Raw genomic sequence first — 25,852 nt, forward strand, 5'->3', positions numbered from 1 at the left:
GGTCACGCCCCGTCCGGTCGGGGCCGTCCGGGGGTGGTCAGAACCGAGGTGGCGATCCGCGGCACGGGCGGGATGACGACCCTGATGCGTCCGGTGCGGCGGCGGGTGTCCAGGAACAGGGCCTCGCCCTTGCGGGTCTGGTCGCTGATCGGGGACAGGTTGGTGGTGACCAGGTCCACGAGCGCCCGATCGTGCGGGTCGAGGTTGAGGAACTGCAGTCCTTTGGCGGCCAGTTGCGTGTCGCGGTGGCGCAGCAGGAATCGATTGGCCAGCAGACCGCGGATGACCTCGGAGCCGAAGTCGGAGGGGTCGTGGCTGCCGAGCATGGCCCCGGCGGCGTGCTTGCGGCCGTCGCGCACCAGTTCCAGCACGAGGTCCTGGCCTTCGGTGCTGCTGGTCAGCCAGTAGCACTCGTCGAGTGCGACCGCGCAGAACTGGTCGGCGTCGGCGAAGGCCACCTCGCGGGCCACGGCGGCGACCAGGTAGAGCACCGCGCGGCCGATCAGCGTTTCCAGGGGTTGGCGCTGCATGTGGTACTCGCTGGTGAACACCTCTTTCTTCGGCAGGGTGAGGCCGCTGGTGTGGAAGACCACGAACTCCTTGTCCAGCCGCAGCGGCGGCAGGTCGCCGAACACGATCTGGCCGAGCCGGTCGGCGGCGATGACCCGCAGCAGTCCGGCGAGTTCGCGGGCGTGTTCGGCCCGGCTCGTGGTCTTCTCGTCGTGGGCGAGGGTGTCGAGTTCGTCGATGACCGCCCGCATGCACGGACGGGCACTGGCGGCGACCGTGTCCACCGCCTGGGCCAGCACCAGGCCGGCCGGGGACATCGCGGCCACCCCCAACTGCAGAGTCAAATACGACTTGGCGTAGCGGGCGCCGGTCTCGGGGCCGAACACCCGCAGCGGGTCCAGGCTGTGCCGGGCCCGGGCATCGGCGCGGACGATCTGGTGCTGGGTGGGGGCGGCGTGGGCGGCGAAGTGCGCCCACTCGCCCATGGGGGTGCGGTCCACCGCGATCACCCGCCCACCCCGGTCCACCAGGGCGATCTGGATCGTCTTGAGCAGCACGCTCTTGCCCGCCCCCAACTCTCCGACCACGCCCAGGGAGGCGGAGGCGTCCCGGCGGGGGGCGTCGGCCAGGTCGAGCAGCACCGGACGGGAGGTGCCGCCGTCCAGGTTCAGGCCGAGCAGCGCACCGGTGGGATCGCCCAGGTCGGTGGACGTCCACGGCATCGCCATGGCGTAGTCGGAAGCCAACTGGTACTGGGTGAACTCGCGCAGCAGCGGCCGGGACGGAGCACCGGGCAGCATGGCCTCGAACAGCGCGGCCTGCCCGCCGGTGGGGCGCACCACCTGGTACTCGGCCGCCGCGATCGAGGTCCGCACCACCTCGGCGCGGCTCTCCGCCTCCTCGGCCGTGGTGCCCCAGGTGCACAGCACGGTGGTGGACTGCACCTCCACCTCGGTGCGGGAACTCTGCAACCGGCCGCGCTCATCATCCAGGTCGGCGGCGGCGTCGATCAGCGCCTGCGGGATGCCGGCGGTCTCCCCGTCGTACTCGTCGGCCTGGGCGGCCAGTTCGCGGGCCTTGCGGCGGCTCTGGGCCTCGGCCTGGGCGTTGGGCACAATGGTGAGGCGGCTGGCCCAGTCGACCCCGAACGCAAAACCGTCCAGAGAGGCCAGCCATTCGGAACCGCCGGGGAAACGGAACGCCGCGGGCATCTCCGCCAACACCAGAAACGCCTGATAGGCCTCGGCATCAGGGGTTTCGACGTGCAGCCAGCGGCGGCGCAGCAGCGACAACCGCCCCTGCTGGTGGCCGGTGTTGAGGCCGCCTTCGGTGAGGCGGACCTCGCCGAGCCCGGCCAGGCTGGGACCGCGCAGCACGCCCCCCACCAGCCGAGAACCACCCGCATGCTGGTCGGCGGTGGTGGTGTCGGCGAGCAGCGGTTCGGCCATGCCCCGGCGCACCGAGTGCGCGAAGATCCACAGGATCTCGGCCGGGCTGGCCGGACGCATTCCGGGCTGCCCGGCCAACTGGGAGCCCAGGCGGCGGGCTTTCGCCTCGTAGGAGGCCACCTCCCGGCGGGGCACCGGCGGCGGGGCGAGTCCCAGCAGTCCGGCCAGCGCGTTGGCCGTGGCCCCGGCAAGCGCGCGTAGTTCCAGCGCGGGTCGCTCCGCGGGCAGTGGCAGGCACAGCCAGTGGGTGCGCTCGGCCAACGCGAGCTCACCCAGCCAGTCCAGGGTCGCATCCGCGACTTCCACCCAGGCGGGGCAGGCCTCCAGGTCCACCCCGGTGATCATCGCCTCGACCACGTCGGCCGCCGAGGTCTGCGCGCACAGGCTCAGCAGCATCGGTTCTCCGGACAGGCGTTTGAGGAGCGCGGTGGTGGCGGCGTGCAGCTCCTGCTGGGCGCGCGGGCTGGAATGCAGATACGACAGGGGGGTGACCCGCCAGATCGCCCACACGCGGCCGTGGGTGGTCCAGGCGAGGTTGCCGCTGAGGTGCCGGATCGGAAGGCGCACGTCACTCCTCCTCTTCGAGGTCGGCAAGCAGGGCCCGCAGACCGGTGGGACGCGGTTGTGCCGGTTGCCGGGTCCGGGTGACCGGGCTGGTCGGGGGATGGGCGCGAGCCGCCGGCGAAGGGGTGGCCCGGGTGGGCGGTGAGGGGTTTGCCCGGGTGGGCAATGCCGACTCCGGCGGGTTTGCCCCCGGCAAACCCGCCGGTGGGGTGAGGGTGATCAGGCCGGTGAGCGTCGTGGGACGCGGCTCGCCGAGGGGGCGGCCCCGTAGCAGGCCCGTGCGGGGTGCGGTCCACAGCGCGAGGTGGCCGGCCAGGGCGCGTAGTGGCGCGCGGCCCTCGATCTGGGCGTGGCGCACCGCCCAGGTCGCGGCGAACGGCAACGCGATCACGACTGCCGCACCCACGCCGAGCCGACTCCACAGGGTGAAGGTCTGCACCAGCAGCCACAGCCCGACCGCGAGCACCCCCAACTGGGTGGCGGTGAACGGGCCCAGCGGGATGGTCCAGCCCTGGATCTTGCCGATCACCCACGGGTGGCGTCGGGCCCGGGTGTAGGAGCGGCCGACCAGCACCGACTGGTCGGCCGCCTGCTCCTGACTCACATCCACTGCCAGATCACGACCGGCATGGTGGGCGCGGCGAGTTCCCCCTCGACCATGCCCGACAGCGAGGTGACGTTGGTGACGATCGCGATCACCACGGCCATCCCGATTCCGGCGATCGCGGCCTTCTTCCAACTGCGGAACGCCACGTAGGCGACCAGCACCATGAACGCGCCGATCAGCCACAGCGTGGGCGTGACCAGCGCGGTGAGCTGCTGGAGTTTCTCGTCGTACCACTGCAGGACACTGAACGGCGGCATGCCTTCCTCTTCTCGCTCAGGGGGTCAGAACCCGGGGCTGGTGTTGGTGTCGGTCAGGGCGGACCCGGTCGGCGCGGTGGACGGTGCCGGCGGCACACCCGCACCGCCGGCGCTGGCTCCGGTGTTGGTGGGGGTGTCGGGGGTGAGGGCGGGGGCGGGGGCCAGGGCGCTGACTTCCCACCGGCCGCTGCGCGCGGTCAACGTCAGCGCGTACTCCAACCCCCAGGCGCGCCCCTCGGCATCGGTGGCGTGGAGGCGGGCCAGCACCTCCACCACCGCGCCATCGGCGGGAATCCCCTCGACCCGCTCCTCCTGGCCGGAGCGCACCGTGACCGAGTCGACGTCCAGGTCGGTGTAGCGGGTGGGCCACAGTGGCCGCTGGGAGAAACCGGGAGCCAGGTAGCGGTCCAGTTCGCCGTCGGCCAGCAGGTAGGCGCGCGCCCACGCCCGCACCGTCTCACCCACCGGCCCGCGCGGCAGCGGACGCGGCTCATAATCCACCGGTACGGCCGCTTCCGGGACGGCGACCGCGACCTCGCTGGGCAGGCCGGTCGCCACCCAGCCGTCCCCGCTGGCGGCGACCCCGAGCGCGAAGTGCCGCACCGCTGGAGCCTGCGCCTCCTCGCGCGGGGCGCCGACCGCGACCGTCACCCCCCAGTAGCCGGGCGCCAACTCCTGGACACCGACCACCCCCATCCGCAGCCCCGGCCGCGGGGCGTGGGCATCGGGCAGGTCGGCGTCGGAGACGGTCGGGAAGTAGTCGCGGACCGCGTCGATGTCGCCGTCCAGGTAGGCGGCCACGGCCTGCTCGGCCCACCCCGCCGGGCCCGCCGCGGCCCACCGCGCCTCCTCGACGGTCGCCTGCGGTGCGGGCGGCGGCGGGGACGCGGTGGTGAACCAGCAGAGTGCCAGTGCCACCGGCCCGCACAGCAGGCCCGTCCACGCCCCGACCCGCGCCGCCACCTGCCGCACACCCGCGGAGTCGGCCGGGGCGAACCATGGCCGCTCCCCCACTACGGGCGAAGGCTCGGCCGCGTCGGACCGCTCTGCCCGCCTCACCGGGCCTCCCCGCCGCCCAGCCCGGTCTCCACCACACGCAGCCGGGCACTCAGATACCGCGCGCCCCGGTCGCGCAGCCGCTCGAACGCGTCCACGGCCTGCCACGCCTGGCCGTCCAGGTAGTCGCGCAGTTCGGCGTAGAGGTGCCGGTCGAACGGATGCTCACCGAGCCGCTCCAGCAGAGGAACCAGCCGCAGATAGGCCAGCCCGAGCACTTTTTCGTCCTCGGTGAGCAGGTCGCGCCCGCCCAGGACCGGCGGCCCGGAAGCGTCGTCGAACGGATCATGCATGGGGCCTCTCCCCTGGTCGCTTACACGCCAAGCAAGAGGCCCCATCCAGAGAACCGTGACCGGGTCAGAACACGTTGGTCGCCACGTAGCGGGCGGCGGCCTTCGACAGCTTGCGGGCCGCGCGGCTGCACCGCTGCCGGATCGCCGCCTGACTCACCCCGCGGTCCCGGGCGAGGTCGGTGGCGTCGGCCACGCTCGTCCACGACCGCCGCTCCGGCGACTCGCTACCGTAGCGGGCCGCCAGCAGTTCCACTTCGTCTGTGCTGAGCACGCCCTCGGCCACCGCCCACGCCAGCACCTTCGCCAGTTCCTCGCTGGCGTTGACGGGCCGCTCCGGCGTTGCGTACTCGGTCGCGTCCCCCACCGGGATCTCCGCGCCCGCGGCCAGCGCGGCGCGTTTGGCGCGGGCGTGGACGTCCCAGGCCAGCCACGGAGCGATGTAGGTGGTGCGCCGGGCTGCGGGGAAGCCGCGGACGGCCTCCCACAGCGCCACGACCACCAACTGCGCGCGCTCCTCGGCGTCACGGACCAGACCGCGCAGCGCGTGCGCGGTGATCACGGCTCGGCCCAGCATCAACTGGACCATGATCCGCGCGGCCAGGTCGCCCTCTTCGCCGCGCTGCACCGCGCGTTCCAGCAGCGCCGACAGCATCAGGTCGGTGCGGTGGTCGATGGGGCGCCGGGACGCGGCCTCGATCGCCTCCAACGACTCCAGCCCGGCCAGCCGTACGTCGGCCTCGGCCCACACCGCCGCGATCCGCCCCGCGGCGGAGTCGTCGCACAACCGCTCCCACTCGCGGTTGAGCTGCCCGACGATCGTCGCACCGGTCCACTGCTTGCGGTCGCTCATGAAAACCCCCAGGTCGAAGGAAATGAACGACCCGAGGCGTCACCGCTTGCCTGGGCGAGGCAAGCTGCGGGGCAACCTGCCGAAAATCGCAGGACCGTAACGACTCCAGCAGAGCGCTGAGCACATGGTTGGAAGAGTTGGGCAACTGGTTCGTAGCGAGCCGGTCTGCGCCCGGAGGGCTGGTCAGTCGTCGAACTCGAATCCGGTGGCTTTGGCGGATGTGACGAGCTTCCGCATCCGGTCCCCGTCCCGGGCGACGACGCTCATCAGAGCGCCGAGCTCTTGGAGCGCTGTTCGGTCGTTGCCGTACGCGCAGAACATGCCGGCCTCCGGGTCGTATGAGAAGCGTCCTTCGAGGGTGTTGACCTCTGTGCGCACGAGGAAGCGCGCGACACCTTCCCAGAAGTAGCCGTTGGGTTCGTGGCCGAGCTGCTTGATGAGTTCGTCCACTTACGTCGTCCCTGCGTCCAGCAGCAGTGAGAACGATCCGGGCTCGGTCTCGATCAGTTTCAACGGAGTCATGGGCAGAGCATGGCACCCGGGTATGGCGGAGCACCGTCCGGAGGATCTGGTGCCCACCAGGAAGCCCTGAGGGGACATACCGAATGCGTGTCGAGCCCCGGAGGAAAGAGAGAAACAGCAGTTCAAGGCGGTATGGCGGAGGGACTGCAAGCCGGCCCGGCTCGCTACGGGCTGAGGTGAAGGCACCGACGCGCCGCTTCCGGTGCCGAACCTGCACTCCGGAACGGTTTGTCCTCAAAGAGTGTGGGTTCCTGCCGTGCGCTGACAGCCGGTCGCAGTTATTGTCGAAGCATGGACGCGGTGGAGGCGAGCGGGCAGTTCTGGCGGGACCAGGTGCGCCAGCGATGGACCGTCGAACAAGACCGGGAGGTCTTGGCTCGCCTCATCGACTACGACGCCGACCCGTTCGAGGTCGAGTTGTACGAGCTGGCCTCCGACCCGCAAACGCTGCTCATCGACCGCGCCCAGCGACGCCAAGCTGGACAATACGAGCGGCACGTCCGTCGGTTGAAAGACCGAGGTCGGCGGGCCAGAGGGTGACGGCAACCGACAGGCACCACGGGCACCACCCGCCCCCGGCAGGCGCCACGGCGGCAGGGTGGTCTCCGCTTCTGAAAAGCGGACGGTCGAGCCACCGACGTTCCCGGTGCCTGCAGAGCTCGGCCTCCACAGACCGGTTCCGAGGCAGCTAACCGGGTGACTGTAAGGATGACGCCCTGGTGTCCTGACTGAGTTTTGATTGTTTGTTTCCTGGGTGGGTGTGTGCCTACTCACTTGGGAATTCTCTTGGAGGAGGGGCGTCATGGACGCCCACGACAAGCAGCAACGCCGCTTGACCGCGGCCGCCCTGTTCGAGCAGGACGAGAGGTCCGACACCCGTATCGGCGACCTGCTCGGCGTCACCGCCCGCGCGGTCAACCACTGGCGGCGTGCCCGGCACCAGGGCGGCACCGAAGCGCTGACGAGTAAGGGCCGTACCGGCCCCAAGGGCTATCTGGACTCCGAACAACGCCGCCGACTGCGGCACCTCCTGCGCCGGGGCGCCAAGGACTACGGCTTTGCCACCGATGGCTGGACCCTGAACCGGGTGCGGCGGGTGATCGCCGAGACCTTCGGTGCCGCCTACGCCGACCCCTCAAGAGTGTGGCGGCTGTTGAAGGCGATGGGATGGTCGGTGCAGGTCCCGGTCCGTCGCGCCGTCGAACGCGACGAGGAGGCCATCGCGGCCTGGGTCGAGCAGACCTGGCCGCGGATCGAAAAAAGGGGGCCGAGACCGGGGCCTGGATCGTCGTCGAGGACGAGGCCGGCGCGGGACTGACCGGGGCCTTGTGCCGCACCTGGGCGCCGGTCGGACAGACGCCGGTGTTGCACGTGGTCAAGGGCCGCCCGGCCACGATGTCGATGGCCGCGGTGTGCTGCTACCACCGCGGTCACGGGTCGCGGACGCTGTTTTGTACCTGCCCGGGGTGGTATCACGACCGTGACCTGGTCGTCTTCTTGGACAGGGACCACCAGGTCCTGGACGCACCGGTGATCTTGGTGGGGGACCGCCTGGCCGCCCACCGCAGTCGGTGGACGCGCGCGGCGATCGAGGCTCGGGAGTGGTTGGAGGTGGAGTACCTGCCTTCCCATACCCCGGAACCGAACCCGGTGGAGAACGTCTGGTCCCCTCTCAAGGACACCGCGTTGGCCAACCTGGCGGCGCTGTCCTTTGCGGAGTTGGGCTCGGCGGTCCGATCGGGGCTGCGTCGACTGCGGTACCGCCCCGATCTGGTGGACGGTTTCCTCGCCCACACCGAACTTCAACTCGGAACCAAATAATCAAAACTCAGTCAGTGGACGCGGTTTTGTGGTGAGAACCGTTCCACCAAGGCTTCACGCCTGCCAGGAGTCAAGGCCCACTCACTGTCTTACCGAAATTCGAGTCATTTAGTCGGAAAATCTTAACGAGATCAATTCAGTCATTCCCCTTCAACCAGAAGCCCTCTTTCCACCAATACATGAGAGTCTTATCTCGAGGATAAGGAAGAGAATCCAAATTCTCTCCAAAATAATCTACATCCAGATCTATCGGACGCCACCCAAAAGCAGTACACTCATACTCTACAGGTTTTCTTGTAAACTTGACAAGGTTTTCCTTACATGCACCAAATTCCAGAAAATTCTTTTGCGCCTCAACAAGCGAAACGCCGTTCGCCCCTCCAACAAAGCACGGCCAGCGAAGTTGGACTAAATCATCTTCCCAGAGGCATATGGGGCATATCTCATGGGACCCGGGCCCCTCCGAATAGACCTTGTAACCGCAGCACGGGCAAGGAAATTTTTCCCCGGCACTCATCTACCGACCTCGAATCCCCCCTGCCTCTCAAAATACGAAACCGCATTTTCTCCTGCATTATAATAGGTAACGATCCCCCTTTCGCTCTTGACGCCAAATTCCCCACTTTCTTCATCGAGGTAGTAAGTCGTACCATCGACGGTCCTCGTCCGAACTCCAGACCTAAGCCCATCACAGTCACACATCAAGTCTTCTGCGGCGCTCTGGTATTCAATCTGCGTCTCAAACCCCATCTCTTCCCCATGTTTTCTGTAGTGGTTGTCCAAATTCGCCTGACTGGTCCAGCTGCAATTGTGGTTAAGTACAGGCGTGGCCCCTGCCAGCGCATAGTACGTGTGCTGGTCCTGGACGGTGAGGTTGTGGACGGTGGCGGCTTGGGTCCATGCCTGGATGGCGGTGATCTGGACCCAGGTTCCTGCTGAGGTCTGCAGCCACATCCCGGGGGTCAGGTCGATGGCATCAACCCACTGGCCGAGTTCGGGGACCCAGAAGGGGTGTTCGTCGGTTGCGAGAATGACGTCGCCGGCCGCGGTCGGTCCGGGTGTTCCTTCCCGGTCGCTGTCGTCGTCCGCGGGTTTTTCGGTGGTGGCGTCCACGGTGATCTCGACCAGGGTCTTGGCTCCCGTGCCGACGATGGTGGCCAGCACCGTCCTGGGACCCTGTTCACCGGTCTCGGGATCGGTGGCCAGTACCTGGTCGCCGGTCTTGACCTTCTCGATCGGTTTGGACGTGCCATCAGCCATCAACACCCGGGTACCGGAAACAAAACTGTTGGGCCCTCTCACCGGACACGCCGCAGCCGACACCGCGTTGCCCGAGTCCTTCTTCATCAGCGTGTTGACCGCCGAGATGATCTCGCCGCCCAGCTTCTTGACCTTGGAGACCAGGCTGGCGAACTTGCCCCAGCGCAGCGCGTACTTGACCGCCAGCTTGGCCAGCACCCCGCCCGGCGCGAACAACGCCATCGCCACGTTCAGCGCCGTCTCACCACACGCCCCGATATCGCCCGTGGTCAGACACTCGATGCCCGCACTGATGCCCAACTCGTCCGCGACGATCTTGGCCAACCCTGTCGCGGCCGCCGCCAACTCCTCCCGGGCCTCGTCATGACTACTCGACGAAGACGAGGGAACCGCAGAGGAACCACCACCCCGAGGCGTTCCCGTACTGATTCCGTGGTAGCGGTTGTACGCCTGGTGAGCGGCTTTTCGGGCAGCACCTCTCAGGTTGTGCCTGATTCGCCTTCCACCTGTGCTCGCGCTGACCTGTTTCTTTCCTGGCCCCTTGACCATCAGCCCGTCGGAGTCGGAGAAGGTGATGGGGCTGTTGTTGGCGTAGGCGTAGCCGTGCATCTGTTGGGAGTCGACGAAGTCGATGATCGGGTCCGCCGAGATGAAACGGCCAATGTTGGCGTCGTAGGCGCGCGCCCCCAACTGGACCAGGCCGGTTGACTCGTCGACGGTGCCGCTGACGAAGCCCTTGTCGGTGGGCCAGGTGCCGGTGCTGCCCCGGTCGGTGCCGAACGCGGTGGTGCGGCGGCGCACGGTCTGGCCGGTGAGGGCGTGCACCGCCAACTGCCCGGTGGCCTGGTGGTCGGAGAACGTCCAGTGCACCGAGCCGTCACCGGTGCGCACCGCCACGGTCTCGCCCGCGTGCTCATAGAAGCGGGTGGCTTCCACCGAAGGCACGGTCTTGTCCAGCCGGACCTCCATGCCCGCCAGGTACAGCACCGCCTCGGTGGGGGTGTCGCGGATCAGCCGCTGGCCGTCGGCGTCGTAGCGGAACGACGTGGTGGAGCCGTCCTCCTCGGTGACCTCGACCAGTCTGCCCTCGGCGTCCCACTCCAGGTCCTGGTCGCGGGAGGCGGTGGTGCGGCCGGTCATGTTGCCGGAGGCGTCGTAGGTGTACTGCTCCAACCGGGTGCCGGTGGGGCCGGTCTGTTCGACCTGGGTGAGGGTGTGCGGTTGGGACTGGCCGGCGGTGGGGGTGGTGTAGGTGCGGACCGTGTCGCCGCTGGCGGAGTGGCGTACCTCGGTCTCGCGGTTGCCCACCGCGTCGTAGGTGTAGGAGTGCCAGTAGGGGGAGGCGCCGCCGAGGTCGTCGACGTCCGGGGCCGCGTCGCACGCGGTCGTGCCGTGGGTGTCGGGAGTCCACACCTCGGTGAGGCGGCGCAGGTGGTCATAGGCAAAGCACTGGGTGTCGCCGGGCAGCCCGTAGGCGGTCGGGGCGTCGCTGATGCTCAGCACGTTGCCCGCGTCGTCGTAGGTGTAGCTCTGCTCCAGCAGCGATCCGGAACCGACCTGGTGCACCACGCTGCTCGACACCAGCCGGTCGGTGGCAAGGTCGTAGCCCCGGGTGGCCCAGGTCACGTCCGACCCGGAGCCGCCCAGGTCGAACGTGCGCCGCAGCAGGTTGCCGGTCCGGGAGTAGACAGTCTCATCAACGTAGACGTCGTCGCCGAAACCCTCGACCCGCACCGGCATGCCGAGCTCGTTGTAGGAGTAGATGACCGTCTCCCGACCCAGCGTGCCTCCCGCCGGGTAATCCACGCTGCGCAGGGTTCCATCGGCGTTGTACCTGTAGCCATAGCGGTAGGTTCCGGCCAGGACCCCCTCGACCGCCGGGATCTTGACCGTGCTGGCCACGACCCGGTTCATCTGGTCGTAGGCCAGTACCTCGGTGGTGTAGGCGTGGCCGTCGATGTAACGGGTGGACGAGGTCAGGTATCCCTTGGCCTTGGTGTCGTAGATCCACGCGGCGCGCTGGGTACCCTGCGGGGAGTCGTCGAACAGGCCGGTCTTGCGGCCGAGCGCGTCGTAGGTGTAGGCCAGCGTCTCACCGCGCGCATCAGTGGTGGACACCAACTGGTCGAGGTCGTTGTAGGTGTAGGTGGTGGTCCCGGTGTCGGGGTCGGTGCTTGCGACCTTGCGGCCGCGCAGGTCGTAGACGGTCTCCCACACATTGCCCTCGACGTCGGTCACCGTGGCCACTCCGCCGTGTTTGGCGTAGGTGTAGGTGAGGGCGTCGTAGGCGCTGTCGGGGGTGGGGCCGTGGTGCTCACGCAGTTCCACGGTGCGCCCCCGCGCGTCCACGATGGTCGTGGTCGCGATGCCGCCCTCAGGCGGAGTGATGAGGGTCCGGTCGCCCCGGTACTCGGTGGTGGTGCGCCACTGCTCCTCACCACGCGAGACGTGGAGGACGTCGGTGGGCCGTTCCGCGCCGTCGTAGACGGTCTCGGTCTGGCGGGGGATGTCGTCGTCGTTGTTGACGACCAGCAGCGTGCCGGAGGGGTCGTTGTTGTTGAAGTAGGGTTCGCGTTCCTTGACGACCAGGCCGCGGGAGTCGTGGAAGGTGTCGGTGATCAGCCGCCCGCCGCCCACCGCAGGGCCCTGGGTCTGGCGCGGGCGCATCAGCCCGTCGAAGATCTCGTAGGTGGTGGTGTACTGGCCGTCGTTGCGAATGGTGTTGCTGACGATCACCGTGGGCTGGTCCTTGTGGACCAGGTACTCGAAGGTGGCGGTCGGTGTCGTGGTGGCCTTGTTCCGGTCGGGCAGCCACACCGAAGTGAGGCGTCCCAGCGGATCGTAGGCCAGGTCGATGCGGCGGCCGTTGGGGTCGATCTCCGCGACCGGCAGCCCTCGGGCGGGGTCGAACTCGGTGGTCGAGACGTGGCCGAGCGGGTTGGTTTCGGCCGTGGAGACGAGCAGCCCGGCGGCGTTGTGGGTGTGGGTGGTCGTGGTGGTGTTGCCCGCCGGGTCGGTGACGGTGTGCTCGCGCCCGTAGGCATCAAAGGTGGTCAGGTCGACCCGCTGGTAGACGGGCTGGCCGTTGTCGTAGGAGTCGATCTTCTCGGTCTTGGTGGGGCTGCCCTTGACCGGGGTGGCGCCGAAGGCCAGGCCGTCGTAGTGGATGCGTTCGTCGCTGATGACGTTGTCGGGTCGCGACGGCGTGGTGTCACAGTTGACGTTGACCGTCTCCGAGCGGGAGATCAGGTTCATCAGCCAGATGCCGGTGTTGCGCACGTAGTCGGTGCGGACGCACTCGTCGTCGGCGGGATCGGTGACGTCGCCGAGGTCGTTGACCTCCACCACGGCCCCGTGGTCGTCCATCGTGTTCTCGACACGGGTCTGGAGCCACTGCCCGCCGCCCAGGCTGGTGTAGGTGTGGGTGGCTGAGACTCCGAGCATGTAGGCGCGCACTGTCGCCCACGGGTGGACGTTCTCGGCGGTCTTCTTGCGCCACGGGTCGGTGATGGTTCTGGTGACCACCTCGCCGTCGACGCCGTTGCGGAGGATCTCCTCGCGCAGTGTTCCGGCGAGTTCGTTGTGGTCGGTGTGGGTGCCGCCTGTCGAGTCGGTGACGGTGACCGAGCGGGTGCCGGAGGGCTGCTTGTCGCCGTGCATGCCGCGGAAGTACAGGTACTCGGTCTCGGAGCGCACCCCGTCGGGGTGTCCGGTGCGCATTCGGACCCGCTCGTAGCCGCGCCAGTCCGACCAGGTGCGGTACTTGTCCTTGATCAGCCCGTTGGCCTCGACGTAGCGCCAGGCCGCGCCGCCCAGGTACTCGTAGGTGGTGACCACCTCGGGCTGGTCGGCGACCAGGTCGAACTCGGCGATCTGGGTGACGACGTACTTGTGGAACCAGTCGACCATCTCCGGCTCGCCCTCGGGAGTCCACCGGACCGGGTAGCAGCGCTTGGTGTTGGCGTGCGGCTGCGGGGTGGAGCCGCGGGTGCACTCGGGTGCGGAGTAGGAGACGTCGATCTGGCCGCCGGACTCGGTGTAGATCGAGGTGATGCGGTATTTGAGCATCGGTGCCAGGCCGTCGGCCAGCCCGTCGACCCGGTTCTCCAGCGCGGTGCCCTCGAACGTCACCTTGGGCATGGTGACGGTGCCGCCGACGTGGCCGGTGTGGGTGATGGACTTCAGCCACAGTGATGGTGTGGTGCCGTCGCCGGGGGCGGGGAAGGCGTGCTCCAGGGTCCAGGAGTCCACGTCGGTGTAGGAGGTGCCGTTGTGGATCTGGGTGGTGATCTTGTCGAGTTTCTTGCGGGTCCAGAAGGTCGGTGAGAACTGGCCGGTGCACTGGGTTCCGGCGTCGCAGTTCTGGTCGAAGGGCACATCAGGCCAGTGGGAGGCGTTGGTCGGGGTGAGCTTGGAGGGGGCGCAGTTGAAGGTGTCGGTGGGGATGCAGCGCTCGCTGACGGTGAAGCTCACCCGGGCGGGGGCGGTGGCGTAGACGTCGTCGGAGCGCAGACCGTAGTCGATGCGCTTGAGGTAGCCGCCCCGGTCGTAGGGGGTCGGGGCGGTCTGGGCGTTGCGACCGTAGTGGTTGCGTTCCTTCTCGTACCAGTAGGTGACGACGTTGCCGTGCACGTCCACCACGTAGTCGAGGTTCCATTTGTGGGCCTGCTGGCACCAGGAGTCGGCGAAGGTGGAGCCGTGGCAGGGCTCGCCGGAGTTGTTGCCGTAGACGGGCACGGTCCACGCCGACCTGGTCTCGGGATCACCGGAGGACCAGCCGGGCAGCCGGTTGCGGCCGAAGAAGTACTGGGTGCCGTCAGGGGTGGTGACCTTCCAGTACTCGCCGTTGTTGTCGCCGTTGTTCGCGCCGGTCAGGTGCTCGATCCGGGTGCCGTCGTCGTTTTTGAGCCGGTAGCTGCCGTCTTCGTGCTTGACCAGCTCACCGGCGTGGCCCTGCATCGACAGTGTCGCGTTGTCGGTCTTCCAGCACAGGTCGCCAGTGGTGTTGGGAGCCGTCTGGCCGTCGTCGGAGCAGGCGGTGTAGCTGCGTTCGATCGCGCCGGCGGCGTAGCTGAAGCCCTCGCCGATCCAGGAGGTCTGGTTGTTGGAGGAGGCGGTGCGTCCGTCCACGCTCTGCGCCGAGTAACCGAACCCGACCTGGGGGACGAGTCCGCCGGGAACAGGCGGGGCGCTCATTCCGTAGGACCAGGAGAAGTCACCGGATTGGGCGTTGACGTTCCAGGCCGCGGACTGGGAGATCTCGCTGGCCGTGTAGTCGCCGGTGTCACCGGCCGGGGCCGCGGTCACCGCGAGCAGGGCTCCGGTTCCCGAACTGGCCGGGGCCACCGCGCTGAGGGTCATGGCGTCGGTGTTGTTGGTGGAGTCCAACTCGGTTTGGGGTGCGCACGTGGGGGCGCTGGAGTCCAAGACGCAGTCGTCGAGGGCGACCAGGTGCAGTCGGGAGGCGTAGTCGGCGCCGAGCGCGGGGGCGAAGTCGGAGTAGTCGACCCCGATCCGGATCGGGCCGGTGGCGTCCACGCCGTCGGTGCGCGTCACCCGCAGCAGCAGACCGGTGATCCCGGCTTCCTCGGCGGTCTGCTGGTCGAGGATCTCCACGGCGGCGCTGCGCACCGGTTCCGGCTCCTGGGGGGTCGGCGCTTCCTCGGCTGCGGGCGTCTCTTCGCCGTTCTCCTCAGGGGCTTCTGCAGGCCCTTCGGTCTCTTCCGCTGGTTCGTCCGGTTCGGTCTCCTGCGGGGTGGGCTCCGGCTGGGCCGACGGTGTCGGCGTCGGGTCAGAAGCGGCGGACGGGCTGGGCTCAGGAGTGTTCTGCGTCTCCCCGCCCTCGTTGCCCTCGGCTTGGTCGCTGTCCGGGCCATCCTGGGCCAGCGGGGAGGTCCACTCCTCCAGGGTCTTCTCGTCGACCGGGGCGACGGCGACCGTCTCGCCTTCCTCTGGCTCTGCCGGAGCGTCGGCGCTCTCCGAGGCCGGAGTGGGAAGGTCGGTCTCGACAGTGTCGGGTTTCGGCCAGTCGGCCTCCCCCAGGTCAGTGACCGCGGCCTCGGTGACCTCGCCGTTCTCCTCGATCTCGGCCGCGACAAGATCCTCCCCCTCGACCGGAGTCTCCTCCTGGACGCCGGGTTCGGGATTGCGGGCGATCGCGGACGCGGGAACCGCGGCGAGCAGCCCGGCGAGCATCACCAGGGAGAGCAGGAACGACAGCAGGCTGCGCACGGGGGTGCGGCGGGTCGTGGTCGACGAAGAACCAGGTTCAGAGGTCTCAGACATGGGGGGCTCCTCCGGTCCGGCGGCTCTATCGGCCACCGGACCGTCTGTCTGGGGGGAGATCAGGGGATAAAGCGGGGCGCATTGGCTATTGGTGAGGCACGGCTGCTGCTCCCCAGTACACGCGTTCGATGTCGTCTTCGTTGAGGACGCCCTGGTAGACGTGGATGTCGGCGAGGTCGCCGTTCCACAGGTCGCTCAGGGCTCCCTCGAACCTGGCGGCGCCGATGCGCACTGGCCCGTCGGCGTGCCAGGGGGTGGCGTGGGTGGTGCTGCCTTCTTCGATGCCGTCCACGTACAGGGTGAGGGTGCGGGTGGTGGCGTCGAAGGTGGCGGCCAGGTGGGTCCAGGCGCCCAGTTCGGGTGGGTTGGCGGACAGGGCTCTGGACCAGCCGGAGGCGCCGGCGGTGTCGGACGGCGGCATTTTCAGCACCCAGTTGTTCATGTCCTGGGTGTTCTGCGCGCCGAGGTAGAAGCCGCTGTGCTGGGTGCCGTCCTGGCTGAGTGCTGCGGGGTTGGTGGTGGTGGAGTCCAGGCGCACCCAGGCGGCCACGCTGAAGCTGGCGTCGGTGCGGATCGCCGGGCCGGTGGTGGTGAAGTATTCGTCGGTGCCGTTGAGGGTGGCGCCGGGGATGTAGACCACGTCGTTGAACGCGGTGTTCCATACGGTGGCCGGGTCTCCGGTGAGGGTGGCGTCCAGTCCGTGGTCGCTGGCGTCGGTGGCCGTGGTGCCCGCGTACTCGTCGAGCAGCCAGCGTCCCTCCAGTGCCGGGAACCGGTTGGCCAGTTCCCAGGCTTCGGAGGTGCCGTTGTTCAACGGGACGTCGGTGACGAGGCGGTCGTAGAAGCGGACGTCGTCGATGCCGCCGGGCCAGTAGTAGTTCTTGGCGCCCTGGTACTTGCTGCGGCCCATGGTCACCGGGCCGCTCGCGTTCCAGGCGCTCTCGTGCACGGCGCTGCCCTGTTTCTCGCCGTTGACGTAGAGGGCGATCTCGCCGGTGGCCGCGTCGAAGGCGCCCATCAGGTGGGTCCACACCCCGGTCCTGGCGGGTTCGGTGGACAGCGCGTAGCTCCACCCGGTGGAGCCGGAGGTGGGGGCGTCCTCGGGTGACATCTTGAACACCCAGGCGTCCTCGTTGTGCTGGTAGCCCAGGTGGAACGGGCTCTGCTGGACGCCGTCCTGGCCGATCGCGGTGTGGTGGGCGTTCTTGGCGTCCAGTTTCACCCAGGCCGCCACCGTGAACGTCTGGCTGGTGTCCACCACGGGGCCGCTGGTGGTGATCTCGTCCCACTCGGGGTCGGAGGGGACGTAGCCGTGGGTACGGACCGCGGTGCCCTCAAGGCGCGGCGAGGGGTTGGTGTTCGGGTTCTCGACCGCGCCGACCCGGCCGCGGATCCAGTCGGCTCCGGTGGAGATGGTGGCGGTCTCGCCGGGCCGTTCGGTGTCGGCGGCCACGGTTCCGGTGCCCTCGTCGAAGGGGAAGTGGGCGACCGGATCGCTGGGCGGCGCGACCAGGAAGGTGTGGACCAGCATGCACGCCGAGGAGTTGCCGTGCCCGTCGACGGTGCGCGCGTAGACCAGGTTCGGCCCGTCGGTGCGGGGGGTGAGGGTGACAGTGACCGAGCCGCCCGGGGTGTCGGGGATGAGTACGGTGGTGCAGGAGTCGCTGTTGAGGCTGTAGTGGTAGCCGGCGGCGTCGGCCACGCCGTTGGCGGCGAAGGTGAACTCCCCCGACTGTCCGGGTGAGCCGTGGAACTGCTCGTCGTCGGGATAGTCGGTGGAGGTGACCTCGGGGCCGGTCTCGGGGTTGGTGGTGTCCACCCGCAGGTAGCACCAGGACGACCAGCCTCCCCAGGTGGTCTGGTCGTGGGCGCGGGCCCGGTAGCGGATCAGCGGCCCCTCGGGCAGCGCGTCGGTGGTGACCGAGCGTTCGCTGCCCGCGGGCCATTTGGCGACGTTGGCCGAGGTGGAGTCCTTGGTCTGGATGGTGGTGCCGTCGGACTGGATCTGGAACTGGGCCTTGAGCTTCTGCGTGGCGTACTGGGAGTCGGTGTCGCGGACCTGGGCGTACAGGCGCGGCGTGGTGGTGTTGATCAGCCGGGGCTGCGCGGAGTTGGTGGCGCAGGTGCCGCCGTGGGAGTCGCGCATGGTGGTGGTGGCCGGGGTGGCGGGCGCGTTGTTGTAGACCACCACCAGGGAGGGGTTCTTCTTGAAGCGCCGCCAGTCGTAGTTGGTGGAGGAGACGGTCTCGTTGCCGTACAGGCCCAGGATGATGTTGGACTTGTTGTAGGCGCGGCCCCACTCGTAGGCGGCGGTGGCGTCGAACTCCACGCCCGAGCCCTCACAACCGGTCCGGCCCTTGCGCACGGTCTGGGTGTCCAGGCGGGTCAGCTTGTCGGGCTGGTTGTTCCAGGTGGTGGCCGAGCTGATGTTGCCGGTACGCCACAGTTCCACCCGCGCGTTGGTGCAGCCGAAGGCGTGGGTGACCTCGGTGCGCAGGGTGGCCGACTGGATGGTCGCGTTGCGGGTGCGCTCGAAGATCGCGAACCGCCAGAAGCCGCGCTTGGTGTGGCCGTACTGGGGTTCGTAGCCCACACCGGTGTCGGCGTCGGAGCGGTTGTAGTAGGCGGTGTTGGGAAACTTCTTGTCCACATAGGCCCAGGCCTGGCGGGTCACCGACACCGACGGGTCGATGAACACCGGATACTCGGTGGCCGCGTCGGTGAGCAGGTCCTGGTCGGGCTCCAAAACGATCGCCTCATCCGTGAGGCGGGTGCCGAGCTGGGCCACGCGCGCGCCGGTGGCCGGAGCCAGCGCCAGCGCGCCCATATCGGTGTCCGTGCCGCCATCGGTGCCAGTCGTGTCCTCTTGGGTGCTTCCGTCCGCGTCAGCACTGGAGGAGTCCCACATGGCCGGGGCCGAGGCGGTGAAGACGCTCTCGCCGTCGGCGGTGACGGCGTTGATGTTGCCGCCCGCATCCGAGGTGACCTGCACTCCTTCGCCGCGCAGCGGCAGTTCCAGTTCGGCCAGCTCCGGATGGGCCGCGGCCTCGGGGGTGTGCACCACCAGCACCTGGGCGAAGCCGTCCACCCCGGCGGTGAGCACCAGGTCCACGTCCGGCAGCACGTCCGGATAGGTGGCGCGGTCCTCTACCAGCACCGGCTCTGGGAGCGTTCCCAGCCAGCCCAGCTCGACCGAGCGGCCGCCCAGCGCGACCCGCGCCAGCGCGTCGTCGCCGCCCCCGGAGAAGGCCATGTCCACCGCCGCCGCACGCGGACGCACCCGCCCATCAGGAGTGCGCACCAGCGTGGTGTCCACCTCCGCCCACCCCTCAGGCGTGCGCACCCGCACCGGCGAGGCGTGGGTCTCCAGGGTGAAGGTCCCGTCGGGATTGGCGAAAACCTGGGAGCGCTCATCGGTGGCCGAGGCCACCTCCACCGGCTCCCCCGACTCCGCGGCCTCGGCCAGGGCCTGCTCCTCCTCGGCCGTCAGATCCGGTTCCGCCGACTCCTCGTCGTCGGCCGAGGCCGGGGCCGCCCACAGCAGCCCCGCCGCCACCACACCGGCCAGCACACCCGCACCCGTCCTGCGCAGCACGAAACCCACCCGATCCAGCACGCGACACATCCGCCGAATCGGGGCGACCCGGCCGATATTCCGTTAAGCCGTGATCAAACTAGCCAGACCAAGATCACGTGTAAACCACACCTAAAACCACGGAGAGTGTGACGGAACCAACAGAGGGTTCGCCAACCTGTGAAGGTTCCCTTCGCCTCAGCCGCAAACCTCGACCAATGGCCGGATCCGGCCACACGCTCCCGCACACGGCCGTGTCCGCTCCGTGTCGGCTCTCAAGTTCCGCACTCCCCCGGCACCGCACGGCACCCTCCGACACACGACGGCACCCCGAACCGCCACCTCGGTACCGCGATACCCGGAACACCCACCACACCACACGACCGGCATTCCCCACTCCACCGGGATTTCCGCCCCGTCCCCTCCCCCGCTTCCGGAGGGCTCGCAATCCGCGGGTTAGGGTCCGCTCCCCCGACGACCCACCACACACTCCCTGTTTCACCGGGCCGTCGCCGTGTTCGCCCCGTGCCGACTCCTGAGTCCGCGCTCTCCTCATCCCAAAGACCGCCACTTCCAAAATTCTTGGTAATGAGGGCTATCAAGAAAGCATTGGCTCTTTTCTTTGTGGAGTTGCGATTCTCGAATCCACGCTGTTCGCTGGTCACCGCGCACGAGACAGCACCCCGTCCCTTCCAGTGGTTGAGAGAGCCAAGCTATGACCATCACCGTGCCCACCGCGGCTGCCGAAGGAATCCGACTCATCGTGGCCCCGGTCCGCACCGAGGCGATGATCGGCGCTGCGGAGCTGCTGGCCCTGCGGCAACTCGTTCCCTCATCGAAGACCGAGGAGGGCAGTCGGACCCTGGAGTACGCCCCCTGGTTCGCTGCGCCGCCATGCCGAGGGCGTGCCCTGGTTCAGCGGGTGTCCGAGTCTGTCCCCGAAGCCCGCAACGTCACCGCCTGCGCCTCCGGGGTCCTCGGCTTCGGCGGCGGCAAGGACTCCTGTGGCCGCGTCGCCGACGCACTCCCGCACCCCGACACCGGATACGACCACAAGAGCAGCGGTTGGTAGCGCCCCACTCACCCGCGTACGGCCACTGCCGGTAGCCGTGCGGTCCCCGTCCAGAAGCATCCAAGCGGCATCCCCAGGAGCGCCACACATGCACGAAACACCTGAGTCCGGTCCAGAGCCTCGCCCCCGCAACGACCAGACACCCCCCGTTGGAGCCACGGGGCCGTCTTCAGCGCCGTTAGGCGGCACTGTGGCCAACCAGGCCCCCGTACCGCCTCCGAGACCCGTTCCCGGATGGCTTCTTCCGACCGTCACCGGTGTCGTCGGAGTCATCGTCGGCGCGGCCGGGTCCGCCCTCCTCTCCTTCGCCTCCGAAGCGGGAGCACCCGACACCTTCACCGCCGCTGTCGACGAGTGCGAACTGAACTACAAGAACTCCCTCGCGCGGATCGGCGACGAGGGCGCGAGTCTGGTCCTCGACCACCAAGGCGCAGACGAGGCCGGCGGTCTCTCCTACGCCGAGGTGAATTGTGTGCTCAACGCCTTGGAGGCGCCTGACGGCATCGTCGCGCAGATGGAGAGGACGACCGCCCTGGACGGCCGCCAGTCCGCATCCTGGGACGGCATCACCGCCTCGTGGTCCTACCACCCCGACCGCGGGCTCGACATCGTCTTCTCTCTCGACCAACAGCACTAAGACCCCGGTGTCACCGGCTGCCCGCCCCCAACCACAGGAATCCCCATGTTCTATCGCTACAATCCCCCTCCGAACTGGCCGACCCCGCCCCAAGGATGGACTCCGCCGTCCGGCTGGGCCCCCGACCCCGCGTGGGGACCCGCACCGGCGGGATGGCAGTTCTGGGTTCCCGCCAGCCAGGAACCGGCTCCCCCCGGCGACACCGCCGCTCCCCGGACGACACCCCCGTACGGGTCGGCTGCCGACCACGGAGTCCACCCTCCAGCCGCCGCGCCGCTCTCCCCACACACGAGTGTCGCCGCGCCCCGACACGTCGACACCGAGATCGGTCTGTTCGGTGCGCGCGGCAAAGCCCGGGAACTGGCCCGCGAAGTGAACCGGCTCGCCGACGAGAACGCCGCGCTACGTGCGGACCTGGACCGGCTCGGCGCGTTGGACGTGGTCGAGTTGGAGCGCCGCAAGCGGCACCTGACCGAGGAGATCGAGTCCGCCCGCGCGGCGTGGGAGTCCGAGCGGCAGCGCGCGGACCGTGAACACCAGGCCCAGCACGCCCGGGCGGTTGGTGAACTCAACGCCGTCGCCTCCCAGCTCGCCGCGCTCCAACAGCAGTTGGTCGTCACCGAAGACCTGCTGATCCTCCAGGAAGCGGGCGTCTATGAATACACCCACCCCCTTGACGACTCGGTGGCCTACAAGTCCGAACTCGCCGAACTCAAGGAGCAGACCAAGGCCATGAACCGCAAGGGCGGTGGCGCGGTCCAGGCCACCACCGCGTTCACGATGAACGGCTCCGCCGCCGAGGGCCGCAAAGTGGTCGACGAGTTCTCCAAGCTGCTGCTGCGCGCTTACAACAACGAGGCCGACAACCTCGTGCGCGGCATGAAGCCGTACAAACTCGGCACCTCGAAGGACCGGTTGGACAAGTCGCGCGCGACGATCGAGAAGCTCGGACGGTCCATGGACATCCGCATCTCCGCCCCGTACCACTGGCTTCGGATGCGGGAGCTGGAATTGACCGCCGACCACCTCAACAAGGTCGCTGAGGAGAAGGAACGCGACCGCGAGGAGAAGGCCCGGCTGCGCGAGGAGAAGCGGGCCCAGGCCGAACTCGAACGTGAGAGGGCACGTCTAGACAAGGAACGCCACCACTACGAGAACGCGCTCGCGGCCCTGCGCGCCAAGGGCGACACCGAAGGCGTCGCCCGGATGGAGGCCCAGCTCGACGACATCGCCCAGGCCATCGACAACGTTGACTACCGGGCCGCCAACGCGCGCGCCGGGTATGTCTACGTCATCTCCAACCTCGGTTCCTTCGGCGAGCAGGTGGTCAAGGTCGGCATGACCCGCCGCCTGGACCCGATGGACCGGGTGCGTGAACTCAGCGACGCCTCTGTGCCCTTCAATTTCGACGTGCACGCCATCCACTTCTCCGATGACGCTGTCGGGGTCGAGGCCGAGATGCACCGGCGTCTGGCCGACAAGCGCGTCAACCGGGTCAACCAGCGCCGCGAGTTCTTCTACGCCACCCCCGCCGAGGTTCGCGTTCTTCTCTCCGAGGTCGCCGGGGACATCCTCGAGTACAACGAGGTCCCCGAAGCCCTGGAGTACCGCCAGAGCCGCGGTGAGGCCGCGCCCGAGGCCCCTGCGCCCCGACGGTAGGCCGAAGTGGCCACGGCCACCTGCCCGTCAAGCCCCCGACCGCTCCCGCGGTCGGGGGCTTGGACGTTGGCGGAGGCGTTGCCGCGCCGCGATGCGGGTGTTCCGGTTCCTGTTCCGGTGTAGTCGTTCGAGACCGGTCCCGGCCGCTTTCCGCGTTGTGTCGGTGGCGGGGGACTCCTGGTTCGGCGGGTTCGCCCGCGCAAACGGAGGGTGGCGGTGACCAAGCGCACGGGTGTGTGGGCGAAACTCCGGCAGGGGGCGCGTAGCGGGTCGCGGGTGCGTGGGCTGACGGCCGACGGGAGCGGGACGCGTTCGCCGCGGGACCGAACGACGGGCCACCACCGGACGCGGGCGCGAACGTCTTCGCGGCGAACAGCCGCGGGCCGAACCAGCGGCTGACCGCCGACGCGGAGCCTACGTGGTGGAGGCGGCCGACGTCCCTACCCACTTCCGGCCTGCGGCGGAGCGGGCAGACAGAAGCGTCTGCGGGACTGCGGCCCCGCAGGCGCTCCGCCGTCCGGTTACAGCCGATGGGCCAGGTTGTTGGTGCGCCCCCAAGGAAGCGGCCCTGACCTGGTGTAGCCGCACCGGCTCAGGGCCTTAGCCCCCAACCTGGAGAAAGCAGGTCGAGGACTCATGCCCCAGGCTACTGCCCGCCCCACTCCCCCGCCCCGGCGCGCTTCCCGGGTGCGCCCCTACGTGCTGCGCTTCCTGGCGGAGGTGCAGCCGTGACTGTCGCGTTCACGTCGTTTCCCGGACTCCCCGCCAGCGTGGCCGCCGCGCGCCGGTTCGTGGTCGGCGCGGTCCGGTTATGCCCGCGTTCCACCGCTCCCGACGAGGTGGTGGAGCGGGCCGAGCTGATCACCTCGGAACTGGCCACGAACGCGATCCGGCACGTGCGACATGAGGTCGCTCGTTTCCAGTGGTTGCATCGAATGGAGGTTCTCATAAGAGCGATGTAATCCAGATCAGTGTTCAGGATCTGTCTCCGCCTTTGGCGTGCGCGGCCGGTAACGGCCGGGTGCGAAGCCCGAAGGAAAGCCCAAGAGCCATTCCGTTCCCGTCGGAGGCCACAGGTGAGGAGAAGACCGGGCGGGCGAACGCGAGTGAACCCTTGATGAGGCCCCGTTATAGCGACTTCCCGGAACGGGACGCAGGGCCGGGATGCAAAGGGACCAGCCGTGGAGAGACGGCAGGCGGCGACCGCCGCGTGACGGGCGGTCGTGAGGACACCGCTGTCCCCGGGGTATAGAGGGCGCCCACTCCGGTCGGGTCTGGAACGTGCGGAACATGGAAACCCCGACCGGGTCCACTCTGCTGTGGATTGTCAGGCGAAGTGGTAGGCCAACCGTGAGGAAGGTTCAATTCCCGAGCGGGACGAGGATGCCCATGAAGCGAACGCCGATATCTCGAAAGAGAACAGGAAGTCGGAGCGGGATTCCCCGATCTCCACGGGTGCTTCGTATAACTGGTCGGATACCGGGTCTCCCGGACGCGAAAGCGGGCTGACGTGGACAGGTGGATCGTTGAGGACGGATTGACGAAGGCACCGGAACTGATGGGCAAGTTGGACACCCGAGAGGTGAACGGACCTGAGGGCTCCTTGGAGTGGGGCGCCCTGGACTGGCGTTTCCACGAGAAGGAAGTACGGAGACTGCGTCAGCGAATCTTCAAGGCGACACGGGAGCAGAACTGGCCTCAGGTCAGGAATCTGCAGAAACTGATGCTGCGAAGCCGGTCGAACACGTTGGTCAGTGTGCGAAGGGTGACACAGCACAACGCTGGCCGCATGACAGCTGGAATCGACGGACAGGTTGCGCTGTCCGGCGAGGACAGAATTCGAGTCGCTGATCAGGTGGATGACAGTCGTCGTACCTGGCGGCCTCGCCCTGTCAGGCGGGTGCACATACCCAAATCCGGACGTAAGACGAGAATGCGTCCACTGGGAATTCCAGTGATCATGGACCGGTGTCATCAGGCACGGGTCCGCAACGCACTGGAACCGGAATGGGAAGCACAGTTCGAGGCCCGCTCCTACGGGTTTCGTCCTGGACGTGGTTGCCATGACGCGATCGCGTACCTGTTCTCGGTGCTCGGCAGGAGGGATGCCAAGCGCCTGTGGATACTGGATGCGGACCTGTCAGCGGCATTCGACAGGATCGACCACGGCCATCTTCTGTCGAGGATCCGGGCATTTCCTGCCCGAGACATGATCCGTCGATGGTTAAAGGCTGGAGTGATGGAAAGGAGGAAGGGATTCACTCCCACAGAGGAGGGGTCTCCCCAGGGTGGGGTGATCAGTCCTCTGCTGCTGAATGTCGCGCTACACGGATTGGAAGAGGCTGCTGGAACCCGTCTCTACACATCCGCTTCGAGATACGGAGTGATGAAGCCGGGTAGTCCCGCCGTGGTCAGGTACGCCGATGACTTTGCTGTGTGCTGCTTCTCCCAGGAGCAGGCGGAGCAGATTCAAAGGAGGTTGGCGGAGTGGTTGAAGCCGCGAGGGTTGTCCCTGAACGAGGAGAAGACACATGTTGTCCATGTCTCGCAGGGATTCGACTTTCTTGGCTTCACTATCCGTCGTTACCACGGCAAACTCCTGATCACGCCGAGCAAGAAAGCGGTCTCAAGACTCCGAGAGAGGCTGAAGGCCGAGATGCACCGCCTGCGTGGCTCCAATGCGGGAGCGGTGGTCTTGGCGCTCACCCCTGTTATCCGCGGGTGGTCAGCCTATTATCGGGGGGTGGTCTCGTCCAGGGTGTTCAAGAAACTGGACGAGTATGTGTGGTGGCTTACCTGGCGGTGGGCCAAGCGCACTCACCCCGGTAAATCAAGGTACTGGGTGAAGCAACGGTACTTCGGTAGGTTCAACAAGGTCAGGAATGACAACTGGGTGTTCGGTGACCGCGACAGCGGCGCTTACTTGGTGAAGTTCTCCTGGACTCCTATTGTCCGTCACGTGATGGTCAAGGCGGGGTCGTCGATCGACGATCCTGACCTTGCGTCGTACTGGACCCATCGGCGCAGCAAGGTTAAACCGCCATTGGACGAGTACACGCTGTCTCTGCTGTCAAGACAGGGAGGCGTATGCTCGCTATGCGGAGAGGTCCTGCTCAGCGCCGATCAGCCGCCACAGTCTCCGAGAGAGTGGGAGCGGTGGTGGCTGGTGATCTCTCGTAAGGCGATAAGTGCTGGTTATCTCGCGTATTACGAGGGTCCTGGTCCAGCGGGCGGAAAATTCACCAGTCTTGTGCATGATTCCTGTCGTCGTGGACTGGCTGCTCAGATGCGCAGGGATACAGCGGGAAGGTTCCGTAAGTCCACGAGATCTGCTTGAGCCGGATGCTGGGAAACTGGCACGTCCGGTTCTGAGGGGGCCCTGGCGCAGCAATGTGCCAGGGCTACCCGACACCCACTCCGGCGACCCCGGTGAGTCC

The 25,852-nt window shown here is 67.9% G+C and carries 18 protein-coding genes; 8 read left to right on the plus strand and 10 right to left on the minus strand.

Annotated elements, in window-relative coordinates; translation table 11 throughout:
• Positions 1–2: 2 nt before the first annotated feature.
• From NI17_RS10170 to NI17_RS10200, 7 genes are all read right to left on the minus strand, one after another.
• A complete protein-coding gene (locus NI17_RS10170) occupies positions 3–2,525 on the minus strand; it encodes an ATP-binding protein (RefSeq protein ID WP_068693768.1) in 2,523 nt (840 codons plus the stop codon).
• A 1-nt stretch (position 2,526) separates the two neighbouring features.
• Entirely contained in the window at positions 2,527–3,126 is a 600-nt protein-coding gene (locus NI17_RS10175) for a hypothetical protein (RefSeq protein ID WP_068693770.1), read from the minus strand.
• A complete protein-coding gene (locus tag NI17_RS10180) occupies positions 3,123–3,386 on the minus strand; it encodes a hypothetical protein (protein ID WP_068693772.1) in 264 nt (87 codons plus the stop codon). Before NI17_RS10180 ends, NI17_RS10175 begins: the two co-directional genes overlap by 4 nt.
• Before the next feature lie 24 nt (positions 3,387–3,410).
• Positions 3,411–4,445 (minus strand): conjugal transfer protein, encoded by a 1,035-nt coding sequence (locus NI17_RS10185; RefSeq protein WP_157129805.1) that lies wholly within the window; start codon positions 4,443–4,445, stop codon positions 3,411–3,413.
• Positions 4,442–4,735 carry a hypothetical protein gene (locus NI17_RS10190; protein ID WP_068693776.1) on the minus strand — a complete coding sequence of 98 codons (294 nt, stop codon included), beginning with the start codon at positions 4,733–4,735 and terminating at the stop codon, positions 4,442–4,444. The genes NI17_RS10185 and NI17_RS10190 overlap by 4 nt, the downstream gene beginning before the upstream one ends.
• Positions 4,736–4,799: 64 nt before the next feature.
• A complete protein-coding gene (locus NI17_RS10195; RefSeq protein WP_068693777.1) occupies positions 4,800–5,585 on the minus strand; it encodes a hypothetical protein in 786 nt (261 codons plus the stop codon).
• 183 nt (positions 5,586–5,768) lie between these two features.
• Positions 5,769–6,035, minus strand: coding sequence for an Imm51 family immunity protein (locus NI17_RS10200; RefSeq protein ID WP_199860189.1), 267 nt, complete (start codon positions 6,033–6,035; stop codon positions 5,769–5,771).
• Positions 6,036–6,479: 444 nt separating this feature from the next.
• On the opposite strand from NI17_RS10200, the gene NI17_RS10205 reads away from it, so the two are divergent.
• The 3 genes from NI17_RS10205 (at position 6,480) to NI17_RS10215 (ending at position 7,928) form a co-directional block, all read left to right on the plus strand.
• Positions 6,480–6,647 (plus strand): hypothetical protein, encoded by a 168-nt coding sequence (locus NI17_RS10205; protein ID WP_243597676.1) that lies wholly within the window; start codon positions 6,480–6,482, stop codon positions 6,645–6,647.
• Positions 6,648–6,909: 262 nt separating this feature from the next.
• Positions 6,910–7,425: a winged helix-turn-helix domain-containing protein gene (locus NI17_RS10210; RefSeq protein ID WP_084012851.1), complete on the plus strand. Its 516-nt coding sequence runs from the start codon at positions 6,910–6,912 to the stop codon at positions 7,423–7,425.
• A gap of 8 nt (positions 7,426–7,433) precedes the next feature.
• Complete coding sequence (locus tag NI17_RS10215; RefSeq protein WP_234402138.1) at positions 7,434–7,928, plus strand: transposase; 495 nt, start codon at positions 7,434–7,436, stop codon at positions 7,926–7,928.
• Between the two features lie 136 nt (positions 7,929–8,064).
• On the opposite strand, the gene NI17_RS24690 is transcribed toward NI17_RS10215, so the two are convergent.
• From NI17_RS24690 to NI17_RS24440, 3 genes are all read right to left on the minus strand, one after another.
• Complete coding sequence (locus NI17_RS24690) at positions 8,065–8,445, minus strand: CPCC family cysteine-rich protein (protein WP_084012853.1); 381 nt, start codon at positions 8,443–8,445, stop codon at positions 8,065–8,067.
• Positions 8,442–15,473: an RHS repeat-associated core domain-containing protein gene (locus NI17_RS10220; RefSeq protein ID WP_243597677.1), complete on the minus strand. Its 7,032-nt coding sequence runs from the start codon at positions 15,471–15,473 to the stop codon at positions 8,442–8,444. Before NI17_RS10220 ends, NI17_RS24690 begins: the two co-directional genes overlap by 4 nt.
• Before the next feature lie 85 nt (positions 15,474–15,558).
• Positions 15,559–19,098, minus strand: a complete 3,540-nt coding sequence (locus NI17_RS24440) for a LamG-like jellyroll fold domain-containing protein (RefSeq protein WP_119268034.1) — start codon at positions 19,096–19,098, stop codon at positions 15,559–15,561.
• Between the two features lie 664 nt (positions 19,099–19,762).
• Between NI17_RS24440 and NI17_RS10235 the strand changes: the two genes are divergently transcribed.
• The 5 genes from NI17_RS10235 (at position 19,763) to ltrA (ending at position 25,752) form a co-directional block, all read left to right on the plus strand.
• Positions 19,763–20,119: a hypothetical protein gene (locus NI17_RS10235; protein ID WP_068693678.1), complete on the plus strand. Its 357-nt coding sequence runs from the start codon at positions 19,763–19,765 to the stop codon at positions 20,117–20,119.
• A gap of 190 nt (positions 20,120–20,309) precedes the next feature.
• Complete coding sequence (locus NI17_RS10240; protein WP_084012836.1) at positions 20,310–20,756, plus strand: hypothetical protein; 447 nt, start codon at positions 20,310–20,312, stop codon at positions 20,754–20,756.
• A gap of 45 nt (positions 20,757–20,801) precedes the next feature.
• The gene (locus tag NI17_RS10245) at positions 20,802–22,415 is read left to right on the plus strand and encodes an SNIPE associated domain-containing protein (RefSeq protein WP_084012837.1); all 1,614 of its coding nucleotides are present in this window, start codon (positions 20,802–20,804) and stop codon (positions 22,413–22,415) included.
• 728 nt (positions 22,416–23,143) lie between these two features.
• Positions 23,144–23,377, plus strand: a complete 234-nt coding sequence (locus NI17_RS10250; RefSeq protein ID WP_068693680.1) for an ATP-binding protein — start codon at positions 23,144–23,146, stop codon at positions 23,375–23,377.
• Between the two features lie 596 nt (positions 23,378–23,973).
• A complete protein-coding gene (gene ltrA / locus NI17_RS10255) occupies positions 23,974–25,752 on the plus strand; it encodes a group II intron reverse transcriptase/maturase (RefSeq protein WP_084012844.1) in 1,779 nt (592 codons plus the stop codon).
• The last annotated feature ends 100 nt before the right edge of the window (positions 25,753–25,852 follow it).

Source organism: Thermobifida halotolerans, assembly GCF_003574835.2.
Classification (GTDB): domain Bacteria; phylum Actinomycetota; class Actinomycetes; order Streptosporangiales; family Streptosporangiaceae; genus Thermobifida; species Thermobifida halotolerans.